General features: G+C 64.5%; 12 protein-coding genes. 3 read left to right on the top strand and 9 right to left on the bottom strand.

All coding sequences use genetic code 11. The annotated features are described in order from the left end of the window. Positions 1–48: 48 nt before the first annotated feature. Together CCK87_RS02355 and rfbA are read right to left on the bottom strand one after the other, a co-directional pair. A complete protein-coding gene (locus CCK87_RS02355; protein WP_170927113.1) occupies positions 49–1278 on the bottom strand; it encodes an acyltransferase in 1230 nt (409 codons plus the stop codon). Beyond that, a complete protein-coding gene (rfbA, locus tag CCK87_RS02350) occupies positions 1275–2150 on the bottom strand; it encodes a glucose-1-phosphate thymidylyltransferase RfbA (protein WP_086459889.1) in 876 nt (291 codons plus the stop codon). The genes CCK87_RS02355 and rfbA overlap by 4 nt, the downstream gene beginning before the upstream one ends. Positions 2151–2482: 332 nt before the next feature. Between rfbA and CCK87_RS02345 the strand changes: the two genes are divergently transcribed. Then, positions 2483–3625 carry a glycosyltransferase family 1 protein gene (locus tag CCK87_RS02345; protein ID WP_086459888.1) on the top strand — a complete coding sequence of 381 codons (1143 nt, stop codon included), beginning with the start codon at positions 2483–2485 and terminating at the stop codon, positions 3623–3625. Here the strand turns inward: CCK87_RS02345 and CCK87_RS02340 are convergent. The 3 genes from CCK87_RS02340 to purE form a co-directional block, all read right to left on the bottom strand. After that, positions 3622–4659, bottom strand: coding sequence for a glycosyltransferase family 2 protein (locus CCK87_RS02340; protein ID WP_283160426.1), 1038 nt, complete (start codon positions 4657–4659; stop codon positions 3622–3624). The two genes, CCK87_RS02345 and CCK87_RS02340, sit on opposite strands and share 4 nt — an antisense overlap. Positions 4660–4774: 115 nt before the next feature. Beyond that, positions 4775–6139 (bottom strand): LCP family protein, encoded by a 1365-nt coding sequence (locus tag CCK87_RS02335; protein ID WP_086459886.1) that lies wholly within the window; start codon positions 6137–6139, stop codon positions 4775–4777. Beyond that, positions 6136–6636, bottom strand: a complete 501-nt coding sequence (gene purE, locus CCK87_RS02330) for a 5-(carboxyamino)imidazole ribonucleotide mutase (protein WP_086459885.1) — start codon at positions 6634–6636, stop codon at positions 6136–6138. The genes CCK87_RS02335 and purE overlap by 4 nt, the downstream gene beginning before the upstream one ends. Positions 6637–6726: 90 nt before the next feature. Here purE and CCK87_RS02325 point away from each other — a divergent pair, with 90 nt between their 5' ends. After that, positions 6727–7323, top strand: a complete 597-nt coding sequence (locus tag CCK87_RS02325; RefSeq protein ID WP_086459884.1) for a sigma-70 family RNA polymerase sigma factor — start codon at positions 6727–6729, stop codon at positions 7321–7323. Beyond that, a complete protein-coding gene (locus CCK87_RS02320; protein ID WP_086459883.1) occupies positions 7320–8951 on the top strand; it encodes a PQQ-binding-like beta-propeller repeat protein in 1632 nt (543 codons plus the stop codon). The genes CCK87_RS02325 and CCK87_RS02320 overlap by 4 nt, the downstream gene beginning before the upstream one ends. Positions 8952–8959: 8 nt before the next feature. On the opposite strand, the gene CCK87_RS02315 is transcribed toward CCK87_RS02320, so the two are convergent. Genes CCK87_RS02315 through CCK87_RS02300 form a run of 4 tightly spaced genes read right to left on the bottom strand, consistent with a single transcriptional unit; the run spans position 8960 to position 11912 of the window. Further along, complete coding sequence (locus CCK87_RS02315) at positions 8960–10096, bottom strand: 5-(carboxyamino)imidazole ribonucleotide synthase (protein ID WP_086459882.1); 1137 nt, start codon at positions 10094–10096, stop codon at positions 8960–8962. 9 nt (positions 10097–10105) lie between these two features. After that, on the bottom strand, positions 10106–10312 hold the full coding sequence (locus CCK87_RS02310) for a hypothetical protein (protein ID WP_085482441.1): 207 nt from the start codon (positions 10310–10312) through the stop codon (positions 10106–10108). A 9-nt stretch (positions 10313–10321) separates the two neighbouring features. After that, positions 10322–11077, bottom strand: a complete 756-nt coding sequence (locus CCK87_RS02305) for a PH domain-containing protein (protein WP_086459881.1) — start codon at positions 11075–11077, stop codon at positions 10322–10324. A 7-nt stretch (positions 11078–11084) separates the two neighbouring features. Beyond that, on the bottom strand, positions 11085–11912 hold the full coding sequence (locus tag CCK87_RS02300) for a biotin--[acetyl-CoA-carboxylase] ligase (protein ID WP_086459880.1): 828 nt from the start codon (positions 11910–11912) through the stop codon (positions 11085–11087). Between the last annotated feature and the right edge of the window lie 80 nt (positions 11913–11992).

Here is an 11992-nt window from a genome sequence, read left to right as displayed (position 1 = left end):
TGATATGGAAGAGCGGATGGTCGGATAGATCGTACAAGACGAAAGACTTCAGGCCTCGTGAGGACGGTTGCGGGGCGGCCGGACGCGCTCGTACCAGTACCGCATCCCGCGCCCCGGACCCCAATCCTTCAAGCGCATGGCTCGCTTCTCGATGAGGTGCCAACTGAGCCAGGCCAAAGCCATGGAGATGACGACAGCGATGAGAGCGAACGGCAGATAGCCGAGTCGGTACACGCCGACATAGGCCAATAGCTGTTGAACGAGAAAGCCATACACGTAGACGCCATACGAGTAGTCGTTAGGGCTGCCGATCTTCTGGAACGACTTAGGCAGCCAGGCGGCCAGCCACAGGAAGAAGTACGTCATCGTCGGGGGGCCGAAGATGTCGAACCCTCCGAACTTCAGGGTCACGAGGCCCAGCACGAGGGCGAAGACCGCGATCCTCGTGTCGAACGGAACCTGTTTGCTGTAGACCGCGATGGTCGAACCGCACAGGAACGTGTAGGCCAGTTTGATGAGCAGCGGGTCGCCGAGGAAGGGCACGACGTTGGTGGCCGCTCCCGGCGAAGCCAGGTTGACGACCTCGAGCGCGATGAAGAGGAGTGTCGCCATGGGAAGCAGGAACCGCGCCCGCATGAGCACGCCGAACAACACCAGAAGGGCGATGATCATGTAGCAGAGCCACTCGTAATACAGCGTCCAAATAGACCCGTTGAAGACGCTGTAGCCCACCAGTTGCCCGTACGGAGTCGTTCCCTCGAAGATGTCGTAGATGCCGTAGTTGCGCACCTCGAGCAACCAATTTCCCCAGAGGTACCCGAGCGGGCCATTCATACTCGTGGTGAAGAAGCTCGACAATGCGCGACCGGATGTCACCCAGACAATAGGTGCGGCCACCAGCGCCGTAACGAGAAGCGCCGTCCAATACGCGGGAAAAATACGAAGAAATCGCCGCCAGATGAACTGCACGACGTCGGCACTCATGCCGCTCTTCGCAATCAGATATCCGCTGATCCCGAAGAATCCGCCAACGGCGAGGGACCCCAGGGTGGCCTGATTGCGAGTCAGGGATGCGATCGGGTTGCCATCGAAATAGCCGCCGATGACGAAGGTGTGGTCGAAGATCACCGCGATCGCGAGAACCAGACGGATGATGCCGAGCGAGTTCCGATGCCCGGCGAGCGCTTCACCGATGGACAGCGTCGACGGAGAAGGCGCGACAGCAGGCGCGGGAATCGCACTGCCCTCGTCGCCGACCAGCGCCGATGTCGTTTTCACTCGGAGCGGCTCGAGGCCAGAAGTCCGTTGAGATACGCGCCGTACCCACTCTTGACGAGCGGGGCGGCGAGCTCGGCCAGCTGCGCATCGTCGATCCAGCCCGCACGCCAGGCGATCTCCTCGATGCACCCGATCTTGAATCCCTGACGGTCTTCTACGACCCGCACGAACTCGGTAGCCTGCACCATCGACTCGAATGTTCCCGTATCGAGCCAGGCCGTTCCGCGATCGAGAACCTGCACGCGAAGGTTTCCCTGCTGAAGGTAACGCTCGTTCACCGTCGAGATCTCGAGCTCACCACGGGCGCTCGGCTCGATCGTCTTCGCGATCTCGACGACGGAGTTGTCGTAGAAATAGAGGCCCGGAACCGCGTAGTTACTCTTGGGCTTCTCCGGCTTCTCTTCGATCGACACGGCCACGTTGTCATCGTCGAACTCGACCACGCCGTAGGACCGAGGGTTGGCCACGTGGTAGGCGAAGATAAGCGCGCCGTCGAAGTCCGTCTTCGACCGCAGGTTAGATCCCAGACCTGTTCCGTGGAAGATGTTGTCGCCGAGGACCAGGGCGACGCTTTCATCGCCGATGAACTCCTCGCCGATGATGAACGCCTGGGCAAGACCGTCGGGCGACGGCTGCACCGCATACTCCAAGCGAATGCCGAGATCGGAGCCATCCCCGAGCAGCGAGCGGAACTGCTCGTTGTACTCGGGGGTCGTGATGATCAGAATCTCATTGATTCCCGCCATCATCAGCGTCGAAAGGGGGTAGTAGATCATCGGCTTGTCGTAGATGGGCATGAGCTGCTTGCTGATGCCTTTGGTGATGGGCCACAGCCGTGTTCCTGAGCCACCGGCGAGAATGATTCCGCGCATGATCTGAATAAACCTTCGAGTCGAGTGATGTGCGAATATCCGGGAGCACCCGTCGATCCGACCTGAACAGTCTACTGTCGAGGCCTAAAATGTGCGGGATCACGCGGCGGCGAACAGAAAACGAGGGGTCGGAGCCACCGGCAGATGATCATGGAACTCGGAAAACACCCTGGTAGGGTCGTGGCCACAAGCAGTTCATCGTTTGTTCGACCCGCCCATAGGCGTCCGTACCCGGTACGTGTGCGCATCATGGTCCCGAGCGTTGTTCGAGCCCGGCGGGACTGATTTGCCGTGCTGCACGATGCAGCGCAATCGGGAGTATTTGGAGACTGATGACAACCCTCAGGGTGATCATTGATCAAATGGTCGGAACCGTTCCGGGGGGAATTGGACGCTACGCCGAGGAGCTCACGCGCGAGCTCATCGCGACGGCACCACGAGGATGCGACGTCGAAGGAATCGTTTCGAAGGTCCCTCGCGAGATGGCCGACTCCGTCACGTCTCGCCTGCCGGGCCTGGCACGACTCACAACCTTGGGCTTGCCGCGTCGCGAGTTGTCCCGTGCGTGGCAGGTGGGGCTGGCCACCGGTGCGCGTGGGCGCGGCATGATCCACGCGACCAGTCTCCTCGCCCCACTCCGGCGGATCGATCGAACGAACTCGCTGGGTGAACAGGTTGCGGTGACGATCCACGACGTCGTTCCGTGGACGCATCCCGAGACTCTGACCCCTCACGGTGTCGCCTGGCACAAGGCACTCGCTCGACGGGCGCGACGATACGCTGACGCCATCGTCGTGCCTACGCACACGGTTGCGTCGGAGTTGTCCGAGATCATGAACTTCGGCGACCGCATCAGGGTCATCGGAGGCGCAGCCGGATCGCGGCTTGTGCTCCCGACCGACGCCGAGGTACGCGCGGCCGCGCTCGAGCTCCCCGACGACTTCATTGTGACAGTGGGTACGCTGGAGCCGAGAAAGGGCCTCGGCCCCCTCATCAAGGCGATGGCGCACCCCGACGCACCGTCGTTTCCGCTCCTCATCGTCGGCCCCCCTGGGTGGGGCGACCTCGACGTCGCCAAACTGGTCTCCGAAGCCGGCCTCGAACCCGACCGGGTACGAGTGATGGGATTTCTGAGCGATTCTGACCTCGCACTCGTGCTCGATCGTGCGTCGCTCTTCGTCTTCCCCAGCCTGGCAGAGGGATTCGGGCTTCCCGTGGTCGAGGCGATGCACTTCGGCACCCCCGTCGTGCACTCCGACGCGCCGGCCCTGCTCGAAGTCACTGCAGGCGCCGGACTGGCCGTGGCCAGGGACGACGCTGCAGGCTATCCGGAGCGGCTCGCCCAGGCCATGACCACGGCGCTGGGAGACACCGAGCTGTACGAGCGGCTCTCCGTAGCCGGATACGACAGGTCACACGCATTCAGCTGGAGAGATTCAGCCGAGAAGGTGTGGCAGTTGCACGCCGACCTCTAGTCGGCAATCGTCCACAGGGCGATGAAGTCGCGTGGCACCGCGGCGGATCGGTCTATACGTCGTCGATCGCTCAGATAGCGCGGCAATCGTGCCGCCACTTGCCCCAGAGCAGTCACCGTAGCCCGCGCTCTCCGACGCGCCGCCGCGTCGCGAGTCGGACCGTATGCACGCACGATCAGACGGATGAGTCCGAGAACCGTCCGGAGACCCGCGAGGGCGACCATACGCATCGGTGCGTTTCGTGCCGAGACCAGCACGCGATTGCGGATGTTGTTCACGAGAAAGAGCTGCGACGACGTTCCGCTCGATGCCGCGTGATGATGCACTGTTCGAGCAGCGTCGGCGTATCGGATGTCCCAGCCCGCGCGGCGCATCCGCCAGGAGAGGTCCGTGTCCTCGTAGTACATGAACAGTCTTTCGTCGAAGAGGCCGACGTCGTCGAGCGTGCTCCGTCGGATCGCGGCTCCTCCTCCACAGAATCCGAAGACCGTGGCGTCGGGTGAGACCTCCTCCACGGGCTGAAGCCATGAACGGTCGCTTCCATTGCCCGAGCTGGAGATCTGCCCGCCGGTGCTGTTCATGAGTTCGACGCCGTCGATGTCCGTCTCCAGAACCCGTTCCCAGCCGCGTCCGTCTGCACTCACGAACTCGGCACCCGCGAGCGGCGTCTCGCGAAAGCGCCCGGTGAGTTGGATGCGTGCCGTCACGGCGCCGAGGCGTGGCTCGTCCGCGTTGAAGGGCTCGGCGATCGCTCGGAGGAAATTAGTCTGGACACGCGCATCGCTATTGACCAGAACCACGAGATCGCCTCGCGACTGCCGGATGCCCAGATTCACTCCGCCCCCGAAACCGAGGTTCACGGCCGAGCGCACGAGCCGAACCGACGGATACCGCTGCTGGATCATCCGATCCGAACCGTCGGCCGACGCGTTGTCGACCACGACGATCTCGACGTCCAGTCCTGTCCGATCGGCGGCGATCAGCGAATCGAGGCATTCCGCGACGAGCTCGCCGCCGTTGTAGTTGACCACGATGACCGTGCAACTCAGTGAGGGTAGTTGAGTGATGGTGGATCATCCGCCTTTTCGTCGCCCAGTACAGGGTAGCCGACCGGCGGAAACGCGCACCCGAATGCCGGTTGGCTCGCGCCTACTGGTTCGTCGTCTTCGACGAGCTCAGCACGAGCGCGTCATTGACGGACTGCCTCACGGCATCCCAATCGGGATCTTCGGGATCGACATTCGGCGGCACGAGCTCGACGCTGTCGACCGGGAGATTCTTGGTCTTGAGCGCGAGGTCGAGGAAGTAGGCGAGCGTGGATTGCGGAACGTCGGTCTTCACCACGTCGGCACCCGCCTGGGCGATGCCCTGGAACTTGCTCAGCACGTTGGCCGGCTGGAACTGCGTCAGGATCGCCGTCTGCAGCTCACGTTGGCGGCCCATGCGGTCGTAGTCGCTCGTCGTATGGCGGGACCGGGCGTACCAAAGGGCTGTCGTCCCATCCATATGCTGTTGGCCCGGCTCGATCCAGCCCTCGACCTCGTTGAGGTTCTCGTCGCCTCCGATCGGAAGCCGCTCGGTGACGTTGATGTCGACGCCGCCTAGAGCGTCGATGAGTTGAGCGAAGCCCTGCATGTCGATCAGCACGTAGTACTGGATAGAGATGTCGAGCGCACCCTCGATCGCATCCTTGGTCGCCTCGATACCCGCATTCGATCCTTCAGCCTCGGCGTTCGGGTAGAGGTCTTGGTCGTACGCCTCGACGCGCGGGTAGAGGAAGCTGATCTGGCAATCGGAGCCGCAGTCGTAGACGCCCGTGCCGTTCTCGTCGTAGTCGGAGCCGATGAGCGGCGAGCCCTTGGGGAACGGCACCTGCTGCAGGTCGCGCGGCACACCGATCATGGTGGCCCGGCCCGTGTCGGCCTCGATACTGACGACAGTCATGCTGTCGGGGCGGAGTCCGTCACGATCCGCCCCCGCGTCTCCACCGAGGAGCAGGATGTTGTAGCGGCCGTTGACGGGCGGCGCGGCATTCGCCTGCACCGCGAAGATCGATGCGACCGTGTCACGCGTCACGTTCACGAGGTAGGCGCCGTAACCGGCGCCGCCCGCGAACAACACCAGAAGCACGGTGGTGAAGCCCGCGATCCAGCCGCGAGCCTTGGGGCGCGTGCGAACGAGCCGCACCAGGCGAAGCGTGTCGAGCGCGAGGACCACCCACAGAACGGCGTAGGCCATGAGGATGATCTGAACGGCCCAGAGACTCCACTCGTTGGTGAAGACCGAGAAGATCATCTGGGGCCAGATGAGATAGACCACGCCTGCCACGATGGCGAGTCCGACGAGCGCGAGCGTGCAGCCGAGGCCGAAGCGCCCCAGACGCCGACTGCCCGCGAGTACCTGTGCAGATCCGGGAAGCACGAAGTTGAGCACGACCAGAACCCAGGCGCGGGCGGTCATCACTTTCGGGGAGGCCACATCCGGATAGCGGATGGGAGCGTTGACTGTAGTCATAGGCGTGCTTGCAGGTCCTGGTTCTTCTGCTCGACAAGGGCGGTGAGCTCTTCGCGGTAGTCGCCGAGCTTTCCCGCGAGCGTGTCATCGAAGGTGGAGAGAATACTCACGGCGATGAGGCCGGCGTTCTTCGCGCCGCCGATCGAGACGGTGGCGACCGGGATGCCGGCGGGCATCTGCACGATCGACAGGAGCGAGTCGAGACCGTCGAGACGGGCGAGCGGAACCGGAACACCGACGACCGGAAGGGTCGTGACCGCGGCGATCATGCCGGGCAGGTGAGCGGCGCCCCCGGCGCCGGCGATGATGACCTTGAGCCCGCGATCTCGAGCGGAGCGCCCGTAATCGATCATCTTCTCGGGGGTGCGGTGAGCCGAGACGACCTGCACCTCGTGGGAGATACCGAAGTCGTTGAGGACTGCGACGGCGTCGGCCATCACCGAGAAGTCAGAGTCTGACCCCATGATGACACCGACGAGAGGCGTGTTTGCGGGCATTGGCCCATGGTAAGCGTCAGTTCTGGAAGAAAGCCGCTGCGGCACGCAGCACCGGTGGAACCTTTTCCGGCCGACCGGACACTATGAGGTATGGGCACAGAACTAGTGAACGAGCCGGCCCTATGGGAGCTGGCTCGTGGAGGCGATTCCGGGGCGTTCGCGATGCTCTATGACAGGCACCGCGACCGCGTCTTCGGTCAGGCACTGCGCCTGATGAGGACGACGCATGACGCCGAGGATGTGACAGCGGTCGTCTTCCTCGAGCTCTGGCGGCGGCGCAAGACGGTCACGTTGGTCAACGAGACCATGATCGGGTGGCTCCTCGTCACGACCAACTACGTAGCCCATAACTTCGTGCGCAGCATGCGACGCTACAGAGCCGTCATCGATCGCATCCCTCCGGCGGAGCTCGAGGGGGATGAGGAATTCGACCGGATCGACGAGCAGATGGACTCGTCGGCTCGAGGTCGCGGCGTCAACAGCGCCTTCGCGCAGCTGTCGTCGAACGACCAGAACATCATCACCCTGTGCGTGCTCGAGGAGTTCAGCCTCGCCGAGGCAGCGTCGGCACTTCGTATTCCCGTCGGCACGGTGAAATCGCGTCTCTCACGCGCCAAACAAAGACTTTCCACCCTCACCACCGAGGCCATGGACCGAACAGCAATCACCTCGGGAGGTGCGAAATGACTGACAACCCGAAATTCAGTCCGAAGCGCAGTGCCGCCATTCGGCAACTTCTCATCGAGAACGTCGAAGCCGAGCCGCGACGTCGGACCAGTCATCTTCGAGCATTTCTGGCCGGACTCATCATCACCGGCATCGTCGCATCGGGTTCCACGGCACTCGCTCTGAACCGTGACTCCCTGTTCGGTTCACCCGCCCCGAGTGCCGTCCCGACCACCACTACCGCTACTCCCCCGACGACGACTCCCACGCCTTCCCCGACGACCGTCACGCTGCCGCCACCTGCCGTCACCGTCAGCGAGGCTCCGATCCTCCCTCACGACGTCCCCTCCGCCCCGAGCGGCACGGGCTGGTCGCTCGACTTGCCTCATTCGGATGAACCATGTCAGATCAGGCAGGCATACACGGTCTCGGACGGGTTCGCACTCGTGCAAGTCGGGCCTATCCGCACCGATGACAATGTCAATTGTCTTCGCACGAACGACGGAATGACTTTGAGCCTCGTCGACACGTCATCGGGAAAACTGCTGTGGAGTCGAGACTGGCACTGGGACACGGAATCCGAAGGTCAGGGCTCTGCCGAGGTGGACACAACCGTGCTCGGCACTTCGGGCCGAGTCCTCGTCGACTCCGTCCGAGACCGCGCGGGGCCCAGCGAGGTCCTCGACCTCGCTACGGGTCAGACCGTGGCCGCTTTCGAGCCCAGCAGCGGCGGGCAACACGTGTCGGAGGTCAGTCCGGTACCCGGCGATTCCGGCGACGTGTACGCGAGCTTCCGAGAGCTCGACGCGAACGGTCAAGAGGCTGCCTACGGCACAGTGAAACGCCTCGACCCCCGCAACGCGCAGAATCCCGTCTGGAGCACCCGCGTCGAGGGAACCGCCGTCGGTATCAAGGAGGTGACGAACGGCCTCGGATTCACCGCGCTGACGTACACCCGACCGGGGCAGCCACGAGTCTCATCGGCGGTTCTCGACCTCACCACCGGCGCGGTGTCATACAGAGATGGCTTCCTCGACTACAGGTTCTTCACGGGATACACGATCCGCCCGTCGAACCTCACCGATCCTCAGATCCCCGTCATCCTCACCGGCCTCGATGACAACGGCGAGCAGTTGTGGACCAGGACGGAAGATGCGGGATCGACAGTGAACGAGGTTCTGACCCCCGCGGTGAAGCTGGGCGACCTTGCCGACGTCGGCCCCCAAGTCGGCAACGGACAATTCGTCGTCGGTTCTCCCACGAACATCTCCCTGGTCGATGGGAAGACGGGCGACACGATCTGGACGGCCGATGCTACGGGATGCGGCATCAGGGCCTCAGCGGATGCGTCCTATGTCGTCCGCATCTCCGCCGATAACGACGCTCTCCTTCTCGACACTCTGGCCGACCAGCCGTGCCGCTTCGACCAGGCCACGGGCGCGCGTCTGACGGATTTCACCCAGCCGAGGATGCAGAGGGTCGCCTACGGCACTCTCTACAACTACTCGATTGCTGATGGAACCGGAACAGCGTATGACGCCAAGACCGGAGAGGTTCTCTGGAGCATCCCCACCGACGCATTCTGGTGGATGTACGCCGGCGGCCACCTGGTCTACTTCGACGGCTTCACCCTGCGATCGGTCGGCTGACCCGAACCTCAGTTCTGAAAGAAAGCCGCGGCGGCGCGGGCCTCGAACACGACCTGGTCGAGGTCCTCGCCGCCGGCGGTCACGTGCCCGACCTTGCGGCCGGGGCGCGGGGCCTTGCCGTAGTTGTGGAACTTGACCGTGGGCTGATCGGCGAAAGCTGCGGGATAGCGGTCGGCCAGCGTTCCCTCGGTGGGCCCGCCGAGCACGTTGACCATCACCGACCAGGTGTCGCGGCATCCGGTCGCACCCAACGGAAGGTCGAGGACGGCTCGCAAGTGCTGCTCGAACTGGCTCGTGGTGGAGCCGTCGATCGACCAGTGGCCGGTGTTGTGCGGGCGCATCGCCAGCTCGTTCACGAGCAGACGCTCGTCGGTGGTCTCGAAGAGTTCGACGGCGAAGACTCCGGTCACGCCGAGGCCCTCCGCAATGGTCGTGGCGATGTCGGCGGCCACGTCGGCCACGCGGCCGGCACTCCGCGGCGCGGGGGCGATGACCTCGGCGCAGACCCCGTCTCGCTGAATCGACTCGACCACGGGCCACAGCTGCATGTCGCCTGACGGTCGGCGCGCGACCATCTGAGCGAGCTCCCGGGAGAAATCGACCCGCTCTTCGGCGAGCAGGGCTCCCCCGTTGCCGTCTTCGGCGAGCGCGAGAAACCAGTCGGCGGCCTCGTCGGCGTGCGACACGACGCGCACGCCCTTGCCGTCGTATCCACCGCGCGGGGTCTTCACAACGGCATGACCACCGTTATCGGCGATGAACGCCGCGAGCTCGTCGGCATTCGACACCGCGGCCCAGATGGGAACCGGCACACCGAGCTGCTCGAGCTTCTCGCGCATCAGGATCTTGTCTTGCGCGTACAGCAGCGCATCCGGCCCTGGCCGCACATCGTGACCCGCCTCGACGAGCGCGTGCAGGATGGCCTGCGGCACGTGCTCGTGGTCGAAGGTGATCACGTCGACGGTCTGGGCGAAAGCCATCACCGTGTCGAGATCGAGATAGTCGCCCACCTCGGTCGCGGCCAGCGCGGCCGACGAGTCGGCGTTCTCAGCGAGCACCTTGAGATCGATGCCGAGATTCACCGCCGCCGGGATCATCATTCGAGCCAGTTGACCGCCACCGATGACACCTACGCGATATTCCACGCGTACAGCTTAGTTCGGGCGGCCCAGGATGCTGTCGGAGTGCTGCGCGACCCAGAGCTCCGCGAGGTGCAGGTCGGCCGCCTGGTGGATCTCGACGCCGTCGACCGTCTCGATGATGAACGGCCCCTCGCCGTGACCGGAGGCCTCTCGAATGTTCGCAACGTGCTCGTTGCCGACCCAGACCTGCTCGAGTTTCTCGCCTTTGAATTCCAACATGGTGAGAGGCTACTCCGCTCGATGGGGCTGCTGTTCGTCCCACCACGAATTCTCCGACTCGGGTCTCCGAAACCTCACGGCATGAGCCGGAACGTGTTGCGCTTCGATGAGGTCCCCGATCACCTCGGACACCAGGTCTGCCCGATGCACATCGCGCAGAACGGCGTACTCGCCTGGTGCAGTGCCGATGCGAACGTCTCCCGTGCGGAACATCGCCTGCAGCACCGACTTGCGCACGGTCAGATCGCCCGCTCGCGCGAGCATCACCTCGCTGCGCGTGTTCACCAGCAGCCCTCGGCGCAGGATGACGCGCCGGGTGGTGAGCACGTAGCGGATGCTCAACCACTTCACGGCAGGAACGACGAAGAACAGAACGGCGAGCAGCGCGCCCGCGGCGAGCACGGACCAGTTCTGCCACTCCTCGGCGAACCATCCCGAGAAGTACCCGGTCGCACCGGCAATGACGATCAGAAAAATCGTGGGAAAGAACAGCCGACGCCCGTGCGAACGGAACTTGGCGACCACGCGCTCGGGTTCGGCTGCCTCGGGGGCCGGGCCCGTCGCATCCGGGGCGCCGTAGGCAGACTGGCGGGGCGGCTGGCCGAGGGGCCGGATGCGTTCGGTCACCACGGTCTCGTCGTATGCGCTCGGCGCGGGGGCCGGGCGGGGCGCCGCCGGCCGCCCGTCCGCGAAGACCTCTGTCTGCGCATCCGGGCCGTGGATGAGCGCGCCGAAGCTCGGACGCGGGTGCTTCGGAGCGGACATGGGGCTATTAAACCTTCAGGTGGGTGATATCCCCTGCGGCCACGACGACTCTCCAGCCATCCGAGTCGCGATCGATGCCGATGCGGCCCAACTCATCGATCTCGCGGGCGATGCCCGAGACGACCTCGCCCCCGGGCAGCTCGGCCAGAACGGGGCTGCCGAGCGTGCCGCACAGCGCCGTGACGAGGGCGTGGAGTCCGCTCTGCACGGCGTCGCCCTCGAATCGCACGAAGTCGCGATAGAGCCGCGACAGATTGATGACGTAGCCCGCGAGCGCCGCATCGAGAGACGCGTGCTGCACGCCGGCGAGCAGCAGCGAGGTGGCCGTGGAGACGGGCAGCTCGCTCTGAGTGAGAGAGACGTTCAGACCCGCCCCGACGATGACGCCGGTCGAGGGCACGAGTTCGCTGAGGATTCCGCTGACCTTGGCCCCATCGATCAGCACATCGTTCGGCCATTTGAGCGAGGCGACCGGGCGGTGATGCACGCTCGACGCATGACCCACCTCTCCCTCGATGAGGGAACGCACGACCTGGGTCATGGCGGCGCCCGCCATCAGCGGCAGCCATCCGAGGCTGTCGGGCGGCAGAACCGACGAGCCGATCGGCTGCCGCAGCAGAACCGACACGGCAAGACATTTGCCGGCGGGCGCGGTCCAGGTTCGGCCGAGTCTGCCCCTGCCCTCGGTCTGGGTGTCGGTTGCGACCACCGAGAGATCGGGCCAGGCCGAGGCATCCGGCCCTGTGGCACGCTCGCGCAGCGCGTCGTTCGTCGATCCGACGCTCGGAAGCCAGTCGAGACGCTCGGCGACGGCGGAACTGAGGGGCAGTTTCATAGGCATCACCCTAGGCGCAGCGCCTGCCCCTCGGCGGTGCGGCGCACGGACTCGAACCAACGGATGCGCGGCAAATTTGT

It is taken from the genome of Agreia sp. VKM Ac-1783, assembly GCF_900177765.1.
Lineage (GTDB): Bacteria > Actinomycetota > Actinomycetes > Actinomycetales > Microbacteriaceae > Agreia.
Note: the sequence above shows the minus strand (reverse complement) of the source record. Positions and strands in the feature narration are given on the sequence as shown.